Source organism: Mycobacterium sp. (assembly GCF_025965855.1).
In the GTDB taxonomy this organism is placed as follows: domain Bacteria; phylum Actinomycetota; class Actinomycetes; order Mycobacteriales; family Mycobacteriaceae; genus Mycobacterium.
Map to the genome: position 1 here is coordinate 1 of NZ_JAOPWB010000280.1, position 18,065 is coordinate 18,065.

An 18,065-nucleotide genomic window follows, 5' to 3' on the forward strand; every position below is an offset into this window, starting at 1 on the left:
GCGACTTCGTCTCCCGGGTCCAGATCGGCATGGTCGGCGTCAACGTCCCCATCCCGGTCCCAGTGGCCTACCACAGCTTCGGCGGCTGGAAACGCTCGGGCTTCGGCGACCTCAACCAGCACGGCCCCGCCTCCATCCAGTTCTACACCAAGGTCAAGACCGTCACCTCACGCTGGCCATCCGGCATCAAAGACGGCGCCGAATTCGTCATCCCCACAATGAATTAGGCGATCCCTCGACGGGCAACCACCTTCGCACCGTCCCAGCAGCTTTCACATTTCAGCACAGGAGCAGCAGTGCGCGAACCAGTCATCATCGAGGCCGCCATCAACGGCGCGACCCGAAAACCGTGAATCCGAACGTGCCCGTGACCGAAGACGAGATCGTCGCCGACGCGCTGGCCTGTTTCGAGGCCGGGGCCGCGATCGTTCACCGACACATATCGAACTTCAACGTGTCCGGCGACGAGGCGGCCGAGGTATATCTCGGTATCTGACGACGACGGGTAAGGAGAATTCATGTCTGAAGCCACTCAGTCCGACACGGTCGGTCCACGCCCTCCCGACGGCGACTGGCTCGGCACGCCGTTCCTCAGGTTCACCCGCGAGGGGCCTTTTGCGATCTGCACTTTGGACCGCCCGCAAGCTCGCAATGCCATGACGCCCGCGATGTATTTCGGCATCGGATACGCGGTGAACCGGGTCAACTCCGATAACGACCTGGCCGGTCTGATCATCACGGGCACCGGCGATGTCTTCGCGCCGGGCGGTGATCTGGGCGGTGGTGGAGTGGACCACTGGATGGACTTCGGATCAACGTTGTCGATGGAAGCTGTGCTGCCGTTCGACACGCTGCGAACCTCGGCCAAGCCCGTGGTCTCGGCGGTCAACGGACTGTGCGAGGGCGGTGGCCTGATGATCGCGATGTGCAACGACATGGCGGTGGTGAGCGACCGCGCGACATTCCGGGTGCCCGAACTGTTCCGAGGTATCGCCGACACCTATTACAGCCAGATGCTGGCCCGCGTCATCGGGCCGGTCCGCACGCGGGACCTCATGCTGACCGGTCGTGTCCTGTCCGCCGAGGAGGCCGTCAATTGGGGCTTGGTCGCCCGCGTGGTTCCACACGATGAACTGATGGACTCTGCGCGCGACGTGCTGGCGCAGTGCTGCCGCACGGCGCCCACCGCCCGCGGTGTCGTGAAGGCGAGCTTGGACAACTATCTGGGTCTGAATGACCGCATCGGAATGCGTTCCAGCCTCCGGGCGCCCGAGGCCGCCGAAGGATTTCGGGCTTTCAAGGAGCGGCGCTCGCCCAGCTGGGTGCACCCCGACCTGCAGCTGGCAGGGCGGCTCTAGTCTCCTTCGGCGGGGACGGTCTCAATGATCCACATTGGATTGCCGAACTCGCACTCGCATACCAGATCGACCAGCACAGCGACACCGCTTACAGCCCATGGCGAAACGACCGATCCAACAGCGTCGAGCCGATTCACACCGTCACCCCCGGGGCCAGCTCGAATTGACATCGCGACATCGCGACCCCGGCGGGCCGATACGCCTCATGAGGGGCGGTGCTCAGTCCGCGGTGGAGCGCTCGTCCACCACGTAGGCTCGTGTAGCGGCTCGATCAATGAAGTTCTCTTCGTCTAAAGCAATTTCATCGACGCCAAGACTGGCCACCCAGGCGGAAAGGTCGTCTCGGTCAGCGAAGACGAGTTCGGTCACGCAGTCAAAGCTGATCTCATTACCTTCGATGTTGAAGGCATCCCCACGCTGAATGTAGTTGCGCTTGTAGACCATCGGCATGAATGCCTTGCTCAGAACGAGTGGTACGTGGTTGTGCTCGTAGTAGTCGGCGAACTCCTGCGGAGACAGGCCGGGCTTGCGCTTCAGGTATCCGAAAACCTTGATCATCGGGCACTCCTGGATGAATCGCCGCGGTTTGAGGCCGGCTTCATAGTTGAGGCGTCGCCGGATGGGACGCCTAGGTGCGAGCGTAGTAGGCGGCCTCGCATTCGCCGGGTGGGATGTAGTTGAGCTGACTGTGCAGGCGGCGGTTGTTGAACCAGTCGACCCACTCCATCGTGGTGTACTCGACGTCATCGACCGTGTGCAACGGGCCGGCCAGGAACGGGCTGCCGCGGCCGACGGCTTCGGTCTTGAACAGTCCGATCGTGGTGTCGGCCAGTGCGTTGTCGTAAGCGTCGCCGATGCTACCAATCGATGCCGCGATCCCTTCCAGAACAAGGGTTTCCGCGAACGCAATAGACGCATATTGGGCGACCCGGCATCACTGTGATGAATCAACCTTGGACATCATGGCCATCCTTCTCACAGAAGGAAGTGGCATCAAACCCGGAACGGTTCAAAACAAGGTGTTGGGCCCGTGTCGTCGGTTGATACCTGTCGGCGCTGAGTGAGCCGCTGGTCACGGCCACGTACAGCAAACCATGTGAACGCTCGAGGTTGGGATGCCAACGGCCCCAAGTATTGTCGGGACTTCCCCGGCACGCGGCGCATTAGGTGTCATTCGCAGGCAAGTTCTAGGCGTTCGAGGCGCCGCACTAGCAGGCTCGGCAGCCACCGCCCGGTTTGAGCGGCTTCGATCTTCGAGGTGCGTTCAAGAAGCTGCCCGAGCACGATTTGGGCCTCCAGCCGAGCGAGGGCGGCTCCGACGCAGAAGTGTGTTCCCTTGCCAAAAGTCATGTGACCCTTGCCATTGCGACGGTCGAGCCGGAACTCATTGGGATCGTCGAAATGCGACCGATCCCGATTGGCTGCCCCCCATAGCAACAGCAGGCGAGAACCCGCGTCGAGATTCACACCGCACAGTGTGGTGTTGTTTACGACGTGACGGTAATGGCCCCGAAACGGTGGTTCGTACCGCAGCACCTCTTCCAGGAAGGCGCCGAGCAGCTCCGGACGATCGCGTACCTGCTGTTGGATATCGGGACGAGTCACCAAAACCCAAGCCGCAGAACCGATCAACGACGCAGTGGATTCGCCGCCGGCGCTGAATAGCGTGATCATCATGACCTGCGCCGCAACCTCGTCCAGCTCGCCAGAAGCGCACGCGGTCGCCAGGTCGCCGAGCAAATTGTTCGGCCGATCGGCCGCAGCATGTTGGAACTGCTCGCTGATATAGCCGCCGAGTTCCATCACCGCAACACCTGCGGCCGAGAGCTGATCTTGGTTGACGAGCCCTTCCACCATCTGCGTTGTGGCATATCCCCATCGCACGAGCTTGTCGATGTCCTCGTCGGGGACGCCGATGATTCGTCCCACGATCATCATCGGCAGCCGATTCGCCATCGTGCTCATCCATTCGATGCGCCCGCCGGCCACGTTGGCGTTCCATAGTCGATCGGCGGTTTCGGCGATGAACGGCTCGAAGGCGCGGATCCGCTTCGCTGCCAGTTGCGGCAACAACGCCTTCCGATGGACTGCATGCGCGGGGTCGTCGGCTGTGGCCAGAGCCTGGGTCGGTCCGCCGAGTGGTCCCATCTCGAATGCGCCCACCGTGCCATCGGGCTGGTATGTCATCGTCGCGGTCAGATTCGCGGAGAAATCCTCGGGACGAGCCAGCACATCGTTGATCGCGTCCCAGCTGCACACCGCGTAGAACCCGGAATCGCCGATCCGGTGCACCGGCCCGCTTGACAGCATCCGCTCGTAGAGCGGATAGGGGTCTTGGATGCACCTTGCGTCGAACAACTGAATGCCAAGGCCGCGACCCTCAAGCAACGTCATTTCCACATTCTTATCGCGACGGTATCGCCGCAACCAGATCGAATAACGAGTGCAGGGCTGCCTGGAGGTCGTCGCGTCCACCGTTGGCAGCCCAGCGATCAAACGCCAAGTGCATCACCGCCTGGGTGATCGCTGCAGCGACCAGCGACGCATCGTCGGGTTGGCTGAGACCCCGCCGCTGGGCAAGCGTCAGAGCGATCCTGTCCTGGAAGTCGCGTTGAATCGCCAAGTTTCGGCCTTCAAGCGCCGGCGTTGAGACCAGTGCGCGTTTGAGGAGCAGAGTACGCTCCTCCTCGGCGCGGGACTGGGGCAACAGAGCCGCAAGCGCACCACGCACGGCCGCGATGTCATCGACGTCAAGTGGCTGGTCGCGCAGCAATTGAAAGAACGGCGGCTCACCCTCATCGCAGGCGAACAACACCTCATCCTTCGCGTCGAAGTACCGAAAAAAGGTCCGCAGAGAAACGTCGGCGGCCTCGGTGATCTGCGCGATGGTCGTCGCGTCATAACCTTGGTTTGCGAACAGTTCGAGCGCGGCACGGTGCAACCGAAACCGAGTGCGCAACTTGTTGCGGTCGCGTCGGCTTGTTGCCCCAGTCTCCTCGCCAGTTAAGACACTCAGGGGAAACATGTCACTAGGGTGACACCCCCGGGCGTCGACTGCAATGCCGATCGCTGTGCCCCAAGGCTCCCGGCGACCGCCGCTTTTCCCTGCCGGACGTGCGCCGAAACCGAAAAACGGCACTTGGTTGACATTAGACACTTAGATGCCGGAGTCTGTGTGGGTGCATACCGACCTAACGGGCAAAGTGGCGATCATCACTGGCGGTGCGGGCGGTATTGGGGCGGTGTTCGGCCGCGCGCTCGCCGAGCAGGGCGCTTCGGTAGTGCTGGCAGACCTCGACCACGAACGCGCAGCCAAGGTGGCCGACACCATTGACGCCGATGGCGGCACGGCCATCGGCGTCGGACTGGACGTGACCAACCCCGATTGGACGAGGGCGGTCGTCGCCGATACGACGGAGCGCTGGGGTGGGCTGGACATCCTGATCAACAGCGCCGCCTTGATGGCAGAAATCCCCTTCGGCCCCCTGGAGACCTTCCCCTTGGACTGGTGGGAGCGAGTCATCGCGGTAAACCTGACCGGACCGCTGCTGTGCACGCAGGCGGCGGCGCCGGCGATGGCTGCGCGCGGCGGTGGCCGAGTCGTGAACATGGTCTCGGCGGGCGCCTTCCAGCCCGCCGGAGTCTACGGAGTCAGCAAGTACGCCCTGGTCGGACTGACGATGAACCTCGCGTCCCAGCTGGGAGCCAAAGGCATCACGGTGAACGCCATCGCGCCCGGTCTCGTTGCCGATGACGCCGGCATGCGGGCGCTTCCCGAGGGGCCGATCCGGGAGTCGATCAAAGCGCCGATCCCGCTCAAAACCCATGTCGAGGGTCCTCCTGAGGATCTGGTCGGCACGCTACTGCTTTTGGTGTCGGCGGCCGGGGGGTGGATCACTGGCCAAACCATCAGTGTCGACGGCGGCTGGGTCATGCGCTTTTAGTCATCGACATATTTGAAACGGTCAGCGAGAGGCCAACCACATGACATCCGAAGCAGCCACCGACAGCGCCGAACGGCGCCGACGAGGCGAGGCGATCTTTAGCGACGTCATGACCGTCCCCAGCGCCTCGGATGCCAGCCCCTATCGCGATGCCGGACTGCTCGACTTCGTCTTCCCTGAAGTTTGGGCGCGCCCGGGCCTGAGCCGGCGGGACCGACGGTGGATCACCCTGGCCTGCGTGGGCGCAGCCGATACCATCGCACCCATTGAAGCCCACGTGTACGCGGCGCTGCGCAGCGGCGACATGGCCTTCGAGCAAATGCAGGAGTTCGTTCTGCATTTCGCCGTCTACTGCGGCTGGCCCAAGGCCTCGTTCCTCGACGAAGTGGTCTGGCGCCAACAGTCCCGCATCGCCGCCGAGCGCGGAGAGCCCGGGCCCGACGGCCGACCATGGGAGGTCTGGAATGCCGGGATGGATCCCGAGACGCGAATCAGCAATGGCGAGCAGTGTTTCGCCGCGATCAACTGCGTCCCCTATCCGGGCCGCACGACGGCATACCGCACCGCGGGCATTTTGAACTTTGTGTTCGGCGAGGTGTGGCAACGCCCCGGGCTAACGACGCGCGACCGCCGATTCATCACGTTGGCCTGTGTCGGCCTCGACGACACCGTCGGACCGATCCGGTCCCACTTTTATTCCGCGCTCAAAAGCGGTGACGTCACCATCGATGAAATGCGCGAGCTGATACTGCATTTCGCCGTATATTCGGGCTTTGCCAAAGCCGAGTTCCTCGACCAGGTGGTCAGTGAAAGCTGGGAAGGCATCCAGCGTGGCGCCAAAGAGGCAGCACGGTAATGCGTGACCTCACCGGCGCCGTCGCGGTCATCACCGGTGCCGGCAGCGGCATCGGTCGCGCTTGCGCGTTGGCGCTGGCCGCAGAAGGGACCCGGATAGTCGTATCCGATATCGATCTCAAACGAGCCGCGGGAACCGCTGAGCAGATCGTCTCCCTGGGGGGCAGCGCCCACGCCGTGGGCTGTGACGTGACCTGCGATGGGGACACCCAGCGCCTGCACGACGCGGCCCTCGCCGAGTACGGCGCCATCGACATCGTCATGAACAACGTCGGTGTCATCGCCGTCGGCGCGCCCGAGGACCTGCCCCTGTCGGCCTGGGCGCAGACCTTCAACACCAATGTGCTGTCGATCGCACGCAGCCTGCGGGTCTTCCTGCCGGGACTGCTGGCCCAGGGCCGCGGTCACATCATCAACACCGCATCGACGTCGGCGTTGTGGCCCTACGGCTACGACCGTCTCCCCTATGCGGCCAGCAAAGGCGCCGTCGTGACACTGTCTGAGTCGCTGGCGCTCTATACCCGTCCCCGCGGGGTGGGAGTGACATGCCTGTGCCCCGGACCCGTGCGGACAGGCATCGCCGAACAGGTCACTGTGTTCGGCACGCCAAAACCGATACGGGCGCCCACCCTGGCGCTCATTGAGGCCACCGAAGTGGGACGTCTCGTCGTCGACGCCATCAAGAACGACACCTTTTTCCTCACCACCCACCACGAAGTTGCCGACATCGTGCGCAAGCGCGCCGACGACATCGACGCCTTCCTCGACGGCCAGATCGCCGCGTTGGCCAGCCCATGACCGCAGCCCAGCCGACCGTCGGATTCATCGGCCTCGGGAGCCAGGGCGCGCCGATGGCCCAGGCGCTCATCGACGCAGGTCATGACACCGTGCTGTGGGCCCGCCGACCCGAGGCCCTTGAGCCGTTCGCCGACACCGCGCGCATCGCATCCAACCCCGCCGAACTCGCTGAACTGGCCGATGTGGTCGGCATCTGCGTGCTCAACGACGACGATGTGGTCGAGGTGGCGCTGCGCCCGAACGGATTGTTGGCCGGGGTCACGCCAGGAACGTCGGTGCTGATTCACAGCACCGTGCACCCGATCACCTGCCGACAACTGGGCGACCGCTTCAGCGAACGCCGCGCCCACGTATTAGACGCACCGGTCAGCGGCGGCGGCGGGGCAGCCCGTGCTCGGCGGCTGCTCGTGATGGTGGGCGGGGATCACGACATTTACACCACGGTCGCGCCTGTGCTGTCCGCTTTCGGCAACCCTGTCGTGCACGTCGGAGCCCTAGGCTCCGGCCAGCTGGCCAAACTCCTCAACAACCTGTTGTTTACGGCAACCCTGGGTCTCGCACATGAGACTGCCGAGCTCGCGGCCGAGTTGGGCGTGAATGAGACCGCCCTGATGAGCATCCTGCAGCACGCCAGCGGACGCAGCTTCGCGGTGCAGATGTACGCCGGGCTACTCGGAGGCCTTCGGCCACCGTCGGCTCGCGTGCGCACCATCGCGGGCTTGCTCGGCAAAGACGTCGCCATCGCCCGCGACCTCGCAGAAAACGCCACCGGCGGTGATCACCTGCTGACCGCCGCCCACCGGATGCTGGCGGCGATGGGACACGACCTCTGCGTGTGACCTCGACAGCACCGAACACATCAACGGATCAAAGGAGACGCGCCGATGCAGGATCAGCAATGAGCACAATCATCGATGACCCGCGGGCCAAGCAGCGCCAACTCGGCATCGCCCGGCCCCTCATCGACGGGGCATGGCTTGACCAGACGTCCCTCGGCGAGGTCGACCACACCGATCCCGCCACCGCAACGGTCAACGGCACCATCGCAATGAGCGGCCCCGAGGAAGTCGAGGCCGCCGTTGCCGCAGCTAAGCGCGCGTATCCGGCATGGCGGGCAATGTCTGCGGACAAACGCCGGCGCATCTTGCAGCGCATCGAGGAGTTGGTGGAGGCCGACCTGCCGGAGCTAGGCAGACGCACGACCGCCGAACTGGGCCACCCGCTGACCACCTCGACGAGTCTGTCCTACATGTGCGCCGCCTGGTTCGGGTACTACGCCGGCTGGTCAGACAAAATCGAGGGCGCCACCATTCCACTGACCCCGGCGTTCAACGCCGGCTTCGACTACACCCTCGCCGAACCCTACGGTGTCGTCGGAATCATCTTGACCTGGAACGGACCGATGGTCTCGGTGGGCATGAAGGTCGCTCCCGCGCTGGCCGCGGGCAACTGCGTAGTGTTGAAAACGCCTGATCTCGCCCCCTATACGGTGGCCCGGTTCGCCGAACTGGCCCTGGAAGCCGGTGTGCCACCGGGAGTGCTGCATGTGTTGCCCGGCGGCGCCGCGGCCGGCGAAGCCTTGGTCCGGCATCCCGATGTCGGAAAAATCTCATTCACCGGCGGAATCGCCACCGCGAAAAACATCCTCGACGCCGCCAGGCACACCATAAAACCCGTCGTCCTCGAACTCGGCGGCAAGTCGGCCAACCTTGTTTTTCCCGACGCCGACCTCCAAGCGGCCGCGGCGCTGTCAGTGCAGTCCTGTTTCACGATGGCCGGGCAGGGCTGCGTCCTGGCAACCCGCATGTTGGTGCACCGGTCTGTTTACGACGAGGTGGTCACGGCAACCACGGAAGCGTTATCGCGGCTGCGCCTGGGCGACCCGTTTGTCTCCGAAACGACGCTGGGCCCCGTGGTGAACGAGGCGGCTTACGCGCGAGTGCTCACCGCAATACAACGTTCACAAACCGGCGCCGCCGCGCGGCTGGTCAGCGGGGGACACGCCGCGCCGCCGAATAAGCTCGCCCCCGACATTGCCGGTGGCTACTACATCGAACCGACCCTGCTCGTTGACGTCGATCCCCAGAGCCCTGTCGCGCAAGAGGAAGTGTTCGGCCCGGTGCTGACCATCACGCCGTTCGACACCGAGGACCAAGCCGTCGACATCGCCAACGCAACCCCCTACGGCCTGGGCGCTTTCGTACAGACCCGCGACATCGCCCGCGTGCACCGAATCGCACCGCTACTGCAAGCGGGAACGATCTCGGTCAACGGGACATCCGGGCTCCCCCCCGGGGCGCCGTTCGGCGGCTACAACCAGAGTGGGTACGGCCGCGAAGGCGGCCGGGAAGGACTCTTCGAGTTCCTGCGAACCAAAAATGTGTTCATCCGGATCTAACGTCTATCTGCACCTGCAAAAGAAACGGGTTGGAGCTGGATAGCTGATGGAAGCTACGGCACTGGAGTCGGTGGACGATGTCACCCCGGCGTGGATCACTGCTGTCCTTGCGCAGAGCGGCATCGTCGTCACCGTCTGCCGCCTGTTGGCCGTGCCGGTTGGCAACGGCCAGATGGGCTCGTGTTTTCGGCTGTACATCGGCTACGACGACGGCGAAGGTCCGGACCGGCTGATCGTGAAGCTGCCGGCCACCGATCCGGCAAGTCGCGCCGCCGGCCAGCTCGGCTACCGGTGCGAGACGACGTTCTACCGCGAGGTCGCCAATCGGGTGCACCTCGACATCCCGCGGTGTTACTTCGCCGCGATGAACGAGTGCGGCGACGGATTCACGCTCGTGCTGGAGGACCTTGCACCCGCGCAGCCGGGCGACCAGATCGCAGGTTGCTCTGTCGATCAAGCTCGTGCGGCCGCAGTCAACGTCGCCGGATTGCACGCGCCGACATGGAACGACCCGTCGCTTCGTGAACTCGGCTGGCTCATACCAGATCTCGCGGCGTACCCGGAGGTCGCTGCCGCGTTCCTGGTGGACGCCACCACGCAGTTCCTGGACCGCTATGCGGTGAGCCGAGAAACCGCGGCGACGCTGAACCGCTTCGCTGATCGATTCGTGGATTGGGCAACGGGGCGCCCGGCGCCGTTCGCCATGCTGCACAGTGACTACCGGCTGGATAATCTGCTCTTCGCTGGATCCGATGCCCCCCGCCCCGTGGTCGCCGTCGATTGGCAGGTCGTCACCGTCGGGTGCCCGCTGCGCGATGTCGCCTTCCTTGTGGCGACTGGTCTGTCGACCGAAAGCCGTCGCGCCGGCGAGAGGGGGATCGTCGAGGCTTACCATCATCGCCTCGTGGCGCTCGGAGTCGTCGACTACGGCGCCGAACAGTGCTGGGATGACTACCGGTATGGGTTGTTTCAAGGCCCGCTCATCACCGTGCTGGGGGCGTTCGTCGCCCAGCCCACCGCGCGGGGCGACCGGATGTTCCCCGTCATGGCCGAGCGGTCGTCGACGGCGATCCGCGATCTAGACGCGATGTCTCTGCTGTGACGACGTCCGGGATTGCGATTGAGCGCTACCGGGGCCGGGTTGCGATCGTGACCGGAGGGACCACAGGAATCGGGCGCGGTATCGTCGAACGCCTTGTCAGCGAAGGGGCTTCGGTCGTCACCTGTGCACGCCAGGCGCCGGAGTCCGCATTGCCGGACGGGGCGACGTTTGTCGCCGCGGATATCAGCGACGAGGCGACGGTGTCCGGCGTCATCGATGCGGCCGTGGACCGCCATGGGCGGCTTGACGTGGTCGTCGCGAACGCGGGCGGCGCCAACATCGGGCCCTGGCCCGACGAACCCGTCGAGCAATGGCGGGAGCTGATCGACATCAACCTGCACGGCACGATGCTCACGTGTCGGGCAGCGTGGCCCCATCTGGTGTCGACAAAGGGAAACATCGTTGTGATCTCGTCGCTTTCGGCGTGGATGGGTGTCGGCGCGCACGAGATCGAACGGATGGGTGGCTTTCAGCCCTCTGCCGCGTACCAGGCGAGCAAGGCCGGGATCGAGGGACTCGCAAAGCATCTCGCGGGCCGTGGCGGTGAGCATGGGTTGCGAGTCAACGTGGTGCGCCCGGGGCGCATCCTGACCGACAAGTGGCAGAGTCTCCTCGGCGAGGATGGCCTCTTTTGGTCCCACTATCAAAACATTCAATTACTCAAGCGCCACGGCCGCGCCGAGGACGTCGCAGCTGCCGTGGCGTTCCTGGCTTCCGACGAAGCAGCTTTCATCACCGCCGCAGTGCTCGACGTCGACGGCGGCGCAGTCGCCAAACTCTAACCACCTGGAGGAACCGTGCTAAGCCCGTTCGACGACTTCCCAATCCACCCCTCAGCCGATCCGATCGCCCACCCCGCCACGGGCGATATCAACCACTACGACCGGTACTGGTTCAACGGACACCAACGCGACGGAGCGTTCTACTTCGGTGCGGCAATGGGTCATTACCCGGTGCGCGGGGTGATCGACGCCGCATTCAGCATCGTGCGCGACGGAGTGGAGCACTCGATCTTCGCCTCCGGCGCGATGCCGATCGACCGATCCACCACCGTCGGGCCGATCCGCGTCGAAGTGGTCGACCCAATGCGCACAATCCGCTACGTCGTCGAACCCAATGAGCACGGCATCGCGTGCGACTTGCTCTTCGCCGCCACGACCGTTGCCGTCGAGGAACCCCGCCAGCAACGACGCACGCCCGAGGGAATCCTGCTCACCGACCACACTCGTCTGACCCAGTGGGGCACCTGGCAAGGCACCGTCACCGTCGACGGCGACGAGCTGCACATCGACCCCATCGAAGTCTCGGGCACGCGGGATCGCTCTTGGGGCGTGCGCCCCATCGGTGAGCAGGTGCAGGTCATCCGACAGCCCATGCCGTTCCAGGTGTTCTGGCTTTGGGCGCCACTGCATTTCGGCGACCGCTTCACTCATCTGGCTGTTCACGAGCACGAAGACGGCAGGCGGTGGCTCGAGACCGCGCTGGTCATCGATCCCATCCCCGACGGCGCACCCGCATGGAGTGCAGCCGGCGTCCGCGAATGTCACGACATCCGCTACGAACTCGACTGGGAGCCCGGACGCCGAGAAATCAAACGCGCGCGATTGTGGTTCGATCACCCCGACGAGGGTGAAGTCCTCATCGAAGTCGAGAAGGTTTTCACCTTCCGCATGCGCGGCATCGGCTATTGGCACCCACACTGGGGGCACGGAACCATCCACGGCCCGCTCGAGACCGGGCGCGAGTCGATCAGACTGGACGACTTTGATCCCACCGACTTCGCCTCAATCCACATCCAAAACCTCGTAACCGCAACGATGGGTGACCGCCGCGGCGTCGGCGTGGTCGAGCAGATCGCCATCGGCCCCCATCAGCCGAGTGGGTTGAAGGGCCTGCTGGACGGACATCGAGTTGCCAAACCGTCATAGCAGCGTCGCGAGAGAGTCGGCCACCGAACGAAAGGATGAGCGCCTTGAGTCCAATAACGCCGCCGGCGGAGGAGACCGGTGTGGTGGCGGGACTGCCGTCCGACGCTCCCGTCACCATGGTCAACTTGTTGCGGTTCAAGCAGCCCGACGGCCTCGAGCATTACTACCGGGAAGCTTTCTTGAGCATGGTCACGAGCGAGGAGTATCGGGTCGCGCACGGCCACCGCGCAGCGGCGCTCGATCGCGCCGAGTTGATTGCGACGTCACCGTTTTGATGCAGCGATGAAACGGGATCATGCGCGAGCTTGCCGCGCGCCACTTACATGAGCCAAACCCACTCATGAATGATCTGGCAGGCTCCCCACTTCCAGCCCCGCCAGATCGGAGCTGCCGTCGAACACCACCCGGCCGAATTCGCGCACGACGCAATGGAGTCGACCGGCCAGATACTCGACCGCAGCGCCGACGTTGCGCCGTTCGGCGAGGAGCGGGACGGGAAGGGCGTGCGGTGTCAGCCCTGCGGCGTCCCCGTTCAGATCGATCTGGTAACGCGGCGACCTGGCCCGAATGGTCCACCGTTCCTCGCCGATCCTGCTGCGCACCGGGGCCGGCGGGGCGATGCGGATCAGCCGGTCGCCTAGCCGCACGACCACCAGCCCAACATCGCGCCTGATCGGACCGATCTGCAGCAGGCCGCCGGTGAACGCAACCGACACGTCGGCGCCGCCGAAGTCGTGTGCCTGACCCCACCACCAGCGTTCAGGAAAGCCTGGGCCCCAGTTCTTCTCGGCGTAGAGTGTGGCGTCGTCGAATGACGAATGCGCCCCGCCGAATCCGACCGTGCCGGTTGCTGTGCCGCCCAGCCGGTATGGATGCCAATACTGGGTGAGGAACGGGATCGCCGAGAAGAGACCGCCGCCGCCAAAAGCTTTGGGCCACACGTACTGGTCGGCGAATCGCAGGTCCAGGTGTACGTCGTCTAGGTCGATCTGGAGCCGGTCGGCGGACGCTGTGACGGCGGCTTCGGGAGCAGTTCCGGCGCTCAACGCGAATTGGGACCGTTCCGCTCGGGCGGCGCCGAGCGCCGCGGTCCGCAGAAACCCGCCGGGGTGTAGGCCGACGGCCACTGTCGCCCAGTCCCCTTCGGCATGCCGATTCACGCTACACAGGGCCACCACGACACGACCGGAGGCAGAATCGGTGACGCGCCAGAACCAGCCCTCCATCTCACTGCCGTGCGACGGCAATGGGTCGCCGAAGGGTACGTCCGCTCCGGTTTGCCGATAGGCGACGACCAGTTCCCGAAGGCGAGCCGCGGCCCGTGGCATGCGGGTTGAGGCGCTGGCCGCTGGTCCGCCAAGAGAGGCTCGTTGGGGCCTTCGTAGAAAAACCATCAGGGCTGCCCTCATTCGTCGGCCGGTAGGTGCTTACTCACTGCAGATTTGCAGACCACCCAACCGATGTCGTCACGGCTGACACCCCGTCACCGCTGCTGCTAGCCGGAATCTGTTCGTACCTGCTAGCACCCAGCGGCACTGAGGCCCGACCGCGCGACGCGTGCAGGCTCACTTGGGGCGGACGGTTTATCGAGCTTCGACGTCAGGCGCCAACACGCAAGGCCTCGAAACGGTGAAGACGACGCGGCAAGATGCCGTCGAGAACACGAGCGTCATCGACGCGATCTAGACCTTCCGGTTTTCGGATTTGATCATCCACGCGGCCTTTTCCAAAGCATTGATGAGGTCGTGCAGCAGGTCGGCGGTGGAGGGGTCAGCGGTGTCGACATCGTCGTGGACGCCGCGGACGGTATCGACTGTGGCGTAGATCCGCGTGGTGATGAGATCAACCGTCTCGGTGGTGCTGAGCTCGACCGGCGTGATGGCGGGCAATGTAGTGGTTGCCGTGACGGTGTCGGACCGTCCGTCGGGCGTGGCGTTGAGAGCGCGCATGCGTTCAGCGATTGTGTCGCTGGCGTCCCTTGCAGTGTCAACGATTTCGTCGAGTTGTAGGTGCAGATCGCGGAAGTTGGTACCGATCAGGTTCCAGTGAGCCTGCTTCCCCTGCAGATGTAGTTCGATGAGATCGACGAGAACCTTCTGCAGGTTCCGCGTCAGGCTGGTCGGCGCATCAAACTCCCGCACCTCGTCCTCGGACCGGCGTGAAGCAACCATCACATTATTCCTTTCTCGGTGTCGTCATGCGTGCCGCATGCGTCCGGGGAAATCGTTTCTGACGAGAGGGCGATGGCATTGGTGTTTGTGGAGGCGCCCGCCCGCGTACCTGAAGAGCTGCCGTCAGCCGGCGGCGCGGCGACGGCCCCTACTGCGCCCTCCGCAGCCAAAAGTGCTGCAATATAGTTTAATTCGATCCGCATTGTCAGACTCCTCACGGCCCCGCCCTATCCGGCCACTCCAGAATCGCCTTCCTGCGAACCGATGTCGTCACCGCTGACACCCATCTATGTTTCCCACCAACCGGCATCTGTTCGTACCAGCTAGCAGCAACCTGTTGAACTCGCCAGGCATGACTGCGGTCGGTGCGACAGGTCCGGCGCGGAGCAGCTTTGCGCCGACCGACGTGAAGAACGGTTCACGTCGCCATCGCTGACGCCTTTACATCGTGTCTTTTGCCGGGCGGAAAACAGGATCAGACTGGGTTGTTATGACTCCAGGGCGCCGCTCGTTCGATGACGAGCTGGCGAGGCTCTTCGATCTGTCGCATGATGCGTTCTGCATCGCGGGTTTCGACGGATACTTGAAGCGCGCCAATCCGGCGTTCCCGCGCCTCCTTGGGTGCAGCCTTGACGAGCTGCTGGCCGTGCCGTTTGTCGAGAACGTGTACCCCGGCGACCGCGAGTCGGTAAAGGCCGCCCTGGCCGAGCTCGCCGCCGGTAACGCCGTCGTCGGCTTCGAGTGTCGCCACGTCTGTGCCGACGGCTCGGTGCGCTGGTTTGAGTGGAGCGGCAGCAGTTGGCCCGAAGCGGGTGTTATGTACGCAGTGGGCAGAGACGTCACCGACCGCCGGGTGGCCAACGACGAGTTGGGCGCGCTGCGCCGGGTCGCGACTCTGGCCGCGCAGGGCGTGGCGCCTTCCGACCTGTTCGCCGTTGTCGCCGAGGAGGTCGCCCGAGTCATCGACGTCCCGCGGGTGGGCGTCGCCCGCTACGAGCCCGACGGCACGGCAACCACCTATTCCGGCTTCCCGCCCCTAGATCCGGTATCTGCGGTTGGCCAGCGGTGGTCATTGGACGGCACCAGCGTGCTGGCGCAGGTGCGCCGTAGCCGCGAGACGGCCCGCATCGACGACTACTCACAGCTGGGCGGTGAGCTCGCGGCGACCATGCGTCGCCTTGGGATTGCTTCGGCGGTTGGCGTGCCCATCGTTGTGGCGGGACGCCTGTGGGGGGCGATGGCGGTTTTCAGCAGCGAGCGCGACCCGTTGCCGGACGACACTGCGGCGCGGCTGGCCAGTTTCACCGAGCTGCTGGCCACCACGATTGCGAACGCCGAGTCACGCGAAGCCCTTGGACAGCTGGCAGAGCAGCAGGCGGCGCTTCGACGAGTCGCGACACTGGTGGCGCGCGCGGTCAGTCCGTCTGCGGTGTTCGCCGCGGTGGCCGATGAAATGGCAAGGTGCTTGCACGTGGTTCACGCGACGGTATCCCGTTACGACGGCGACACGTTCGTCCCCCTCGCCGTCTACCACCGGGACCGGCTCTGGAAGCTGCCCGAGGGCCTGCGACTCGCAATGGATGGAGACAACGTCGGCGTCAGAGTGTTCCGCACTGGCGGCGTCGCGCGGATGGACGGCCACGACGATGCTGCGGGTTCCCACGCCGCGCGGATACGCGAGCTGGGCATTCGTTCAGCGGTGGGAGTGCCGATCATGGTCGACGGAATCCTTTGGGGCGCAGCCGTTGTCGGCTCATCGGCCCCCGAGCCGTTGCCACCGGACACCGAGGCGCGCATCGGCGACTTCGCCGAGCTGGTGGCGACCGCGATCGCTAATGCCGCCACCCGTGCGGCATTGCAGGCGAGCCGCGACGAGCTGAGTGTGCTCGCCGAGCAGCAGGCCGCGTTGCGGCGGGTGGCAACCCTGGTGGCGCGCGGGACGTCCCCTTCGGAGGTGTTCTCCACGGTGGCAGACGAGATGGCCCGCTGCCTGCACGCGGGCAACGCGTCGGTGAACAGCTTTGAAAATGACATGGTCACCGTTGTCGCCGTGGCCGCCGTCGCGCGCGGGATCAAGCGCGCACCACTTGTCGGTGAACGCCATAACCTGTTGGACGGCGACAATATCGCGACGAGGGTGTTTCACACCGGCCGACCTGCACGACTGGAAGGCGTGGAGTTTCAGAGTGCTCCCGGCTTTATCGCCGCACGGCTACGCAAAATGGGCCTGCGTTCCACGGTGGGCGTCCCGATCATTGTCGACGGACGGGTATGGGGGATGGCGGCGCTCGGTTGGTTACGACCTGAGCCGTTGCCAACCGACACGGAGGCGCGCATGAGTGACTTCGCCGATCTCGTCGCGACCGCGATTGCCAACGCCGCCACCCGCGCCGAACTGATCGCCTCACGCGCCCGCATCGTCGCGGCCGCCGACGAGGGTCGCCGCCGTCTGGAGCGCGACCTGCACGACGGCGCCCAACAACGGCTGGTCGCACTGGGCCTGCAGCTGCATCTAACTGAGGCGTCAGTGCCGGCCGACCTGCAGGCGCTCGGAGAGCAGCTGGGGGACATCGCGTCCGGATTAACCGGTGTCACAGTAGAGCTCCAAGAGATTTCACGCGGGATTCATCCGGCGATCCTGTCCAAGGGCGGAATCGGTCCCGCGCTCAAGACACTGGCCCGCCGCTCGGCCGTCCCGGTCACCCTTGAGCTTGCGATTGACCGACGCTTGCCCGACTCAGTCGAAGTCGGCGCGTATTACGTCGTTTCCGAGGCCCTGACCAATGCCGCCAAGCACTCTCGCGCCTCCCACGTGGCCGTGCGCGGGCAAGCTAAGGATGATGTCCTCTCTCTGTCGATCAGCGACGACGGCATCGGGGGCGCCGACTTCGCCAGAGGCTCAGGGCTCATCGGGCTCAAAGACCGGGTCGAGGCCCTCGGCGGGAGACTGCGGATTGTGAGCCCGGCCGGACGCGGGACGTCGCTGGACGCCACGATCCCGCTCGATAGCCCGTGAGCGCGGGGGGTGATTTGGTGGCGGCACCAGCCGAAGTCTGTGCAGCTGTCTGCGGCCAGCTGCGCTGTCTGCCCGTTTACAAATTGTTCAGTGAGGGGGAAAGATTCCAGCTGGCAGGGGACGCAGGCGAGCAATCCGTTGCCATCCCCGCCGCTATCACGGCATAGTGAAACCCACAGAGCCTCAGGCGAAACACCAGCTCGATTTACACCGCTCCCAGGGGTGCCCAGCGCTCTGTTCCTCGACGACCTCTACGAAGTCACGCACCTAGGACGCCGTCAACGCGTCCTGCACGAGATTGCAGCGCGCTGCGGGCGCTATGTATGCGCTGGCTCTCCTGCACCTGATCTGTAGTGCTGATGGTGTTCAGCCACTGCAACATCATCAAAACCTCGGGCTCACTCAGTGGCGTAGGTGTACACCGAAGCAACGCGGCCATTTGCAATGCTGCGGGTTTGAGGATATCGGTGTCGCGTTCGCCCGACGAGTCGCCGG

The 18,065-nt window shown here is 64.7% G+C and carries 20 protein-coding genes and 1 pseudogene; 13 read left to right on the forward strand and 8 right to left on the reverse strand.

Annotated elements, in window-relative coordinates; genetic code table 11:
* The 3 genes from JWP83_RS23785 to JWP83_RS23795 all read left to right on the forward strand — a co-directional run.
* Positions 1-227 (forward strand): aldehyde dehydrogenase family protein (locus JWP83_RS23785; RefSeq protein ID WP_297724807.1); only part of this gene is annotated, 227 nt, incomplete at its 5' end.
* Positions 228-349: 122 nt separating this feature from the next.
* Positions 350-496, forward strand: coding sequence for a 3-keto-5-aminohexanoate cleavage protein (locus JWP83_RS23790; RefSeq protein ID WP_297735761.1), 147 nt, complete (start codon positions 350-352; stop codon positions 494-496).
* A 22-nt stretch (positions 497-518) separates the two neighbouring features.
* A complete protein-coding gene (locus JWP83_RS23795; RefSeq protein WP_297735764.1) occupies positions 519-1,358 on the forward strand; it encodes an enoyl-CoA hydratase/isomerase family protein in 840 nt (279 codons plus the stop codon).
* Positions 1,359-1,577: 219 nt separating this feature from the next.
* On the opposite strand, the gene JWP83_RS23800 is transcribed toward JWP83_RS23795, so the two are convergent.
* The 4 genes and pseudogenes from JWP83_RS23800 to JWP83_RS23815 all read right to left on the reverse strand — a co-directional run bounded on the left by JWP83_RS23800 (position 1,578) and on the right by JWP83_RS23815 (position 4,299).
* The gene (locus JWP83_RS23800; RefSeq protein ID WP_297735766.1) at positions 1,578-1,916 is read right to left on the reverse strand and encodes an EthD domain-containing protein; all 339 of its coding nucleotides are present in this window, start codon (positions 1,914-1,916) and stop codon (positions 1,578-1,580) included.
* Between the two features lie 70 nt (positions 1,917-1,986).
* Positions 1,987-2,332: pseudogene (locus JWP83_RS23805) on the reverse strand (integrase core domain-containing protein); the annotation flags it as partial.
* Positions 2,333-2,528: 196 nt separating this feature from the next.
* Positions 2,529-3,752 carry a cytochrome P450 gene (locus JWP83_RS23810; RefSeq protein ID WP_297735866.1) on the reverse strand — a complete coding sequence of 408 codons (1,224 nt, stop codon included), beginning with the start codon at positions 3,750-3,752 and terminating at the stop codon, positions 2,529-2,531.
* Positions 3,753-3,762: 10 nt separating this feature from the next.
* Positions 3,763-4,299: a TetR family transcriptional regulator gene (locus JWP83_RS23815; RefSeq protein ID WP_297735769.1), complete on the reverse strand. Its 537-nt coding sequence runs from the start codon at positions 4,297-4,299 to the stop codon at positions 3,763-3,765.
* 238 nt (positions 4,300-4,537) lie between these two features.
* Between JWP83_RS23815 and JWP83_RS23820 the strand changes: the two genes are divergently transcribed.
* From JWP83_RS23820 to JWP83_RS23860, 9 genes are read left to right on the forward strand one after another with little or no spacing between them, the layout of a single operon-like run.
* On the forward strand, positions 4,538-5,302 hold the full coding sequence (locus tag JWP83_RS23820) for an SDR family oxidoreductase (RefSeq protein ID WP_297735772.1): 765 nt from the start codon (positions 4,538-4,540) through the stop codon (positions 5,300-5,302).
* A gap of 40 nt (positions 5,303-5,342) precedes the next feature.
* Entirely contained in the window at positions 5,343-6,158 is an 816-nt protein-coding gene (locus tag JWP83_RS23825) for a carboxymuconolactone decarboxylase family protein (protein ID WP_297735775.1), read from the forward strand.
* Positions 6,158-6,955, forward strand: coding sequence for an SDR family oxidoreductase (locus JWP83_RS23830; RefSeq protein ID WP_297735778.1), 798 nt, complete (start codon positions 6,158-6,160; stop codon positions 6,953-6,955). The genes JWP83_RS23825 and JWP83_RS23830 overlap by 1 nt, the downstream gene beginning before the upstream one ends.
* Positions 6,952-7,794, forward strand: coding sequence for an NAD(P)-dependent oxidoreductase (locus JWP83_RS23835; RefSeq protein WP_297735780.1), 843 nt, complete (start codon positions 6,952-6,954; stop codon positions 7,792-7,794). The genes JWP83_RS23830 and JWP83_RS23835 overlap by 4 nt, the downstream gene beginning before the upstream one ends.
* A 59-nt stretch (positions 7,795-7,853) precedes the next feature.
* A complete protein-coding gene (locus tag JWP83_RS23840; RefSeq protein ID WP_297735786.1) occupies positions 7,854-9,353 on the forward strand; it encodes an aldehyde dehydrogenase family protein in 1,500 nt (499 codons plus the stop codon).
* Between the two features lie 46 nt (positions 9,354-9,399).
* Positions 9,400-10,455 (forward strand): phosphotransferase, encoded by a 1,056-nt coding sequence (locus JWP83_RS23845; protein WP_297735789.1) that lies wholly within the window; start codon positions 9,400-9,402, stop codon positions 10,453-10,455.
* Positions 10,456-10,502: 47 nt separating this feature from the next.
* Positions 10,503-11,237 (forward strand): SDR family NAD(P)-dependent oxidoreductase, encoded by a 735-nt coding sequence (locus JWP83_RS23850; protein WP_297735792.1) that lies wholly within the window; start codon positions 10,503-10,505, stop codon positions 11,235-11,237.
* 15 nt (positions 11,238-11,252) lie between these two features.
* Positions 11,253-12,383: a hypothetical protein gene (locus JWP83_RS23855; protein WP_297735795.1), complete on the forward strand. Its 1,131-nt coding sequence runs from the start codon at positions 11,253-11,255 to the stop codon at positions 12,381-12,383.
* A 44-nt stretch (positions 12,384-12,427) separates the two neighbouring features.
* On the forward strand, positions 12,428-12,658 hold the full coding sequence (locus JWP83_RS23860) for a hypothetical protein (protein ID WP_297735848.1): 231 nt from the start codon (positions 12,428-12,430) through the stop codon (positions 12,656-12,658).
* A gap of 63 nt (positions 12,659-12,721) precedes the next feature.
* Here JWP83_RS23860 and JWP83_RS23865 read toward each other — a convergent pair whose 3' ends face one another.
* The 3 genes from JWP83_RS23865 to JWP83_RS23875 form a co-directional block, all read right to left on the reverse strand.
* Positions 12,722-13,510 carry a tocopherol cyclase family protein gene (locus JWP83_RS23865; RefSeq protein WP_297735851.1) on the reverse strand — a complete coding sequence of 263 codons (789 nt, stop codon included), beginning with the start codon at positions 13,508-13,510 and terminating at the stop codon, positions 12,722-12,724.
* Positions 13,511-14,065: 555 nt separating this feature from the next.
* Positions 14,066-14,554 (reverse strand): DNA starvation/stationary phase protection protein, encoded by a 489-nt coding sequence (locus JWP83_RS23870; RefSeq protein WP_297735854.1) that lies wholly within the window; start codon positions 14,552-14,554, stop codon positions 14,066-14,068.
* Positions 14,554-14,757: a hypothetical protein gene (locus JWP83_RS23875; RefSeq protein ID WP_297735857.1), complete on the reverse strand. Its 204-nt coding sequence runs from the start codon at positions 14,755-14,757 to the stop codon at positions 14,554-14,556. The genes JWP83_RS23870 and JWP83_RS23875 overlap by 1 nt, the downstream gene beginning before the upstream one ends.
* A 287-nt stretch (positions 14,758-15,044) precedes the next feature.
* On the opposite strand from JWP83_RS23875, the gene JWP83_RS23880 reads away from it, so the two are divergent.
* Positions 15,045-17,570: a GAF domain-containing protein gene (locus JWP83_RS23880; protein WP_297735860.1), complete on the forward strand. Its 2,526-nt coding sequence runs from the start codon at positions 15,045-15,047 to the stop codon at positions 17,568-17,570.
* Between the two features lie 259 nt (positions 17,571-17,829).
* Here the strand turns inward: JWP83_RS23880 and JWP83_RS23885 are convergent.
* A partial coding sequence (locus JWP83_RS23885; protein WP_297735863.1) for a hypothetical protein occupies positions 17,830-18,065 on the reverse strand: 236 nt, incomplete at its 5' end.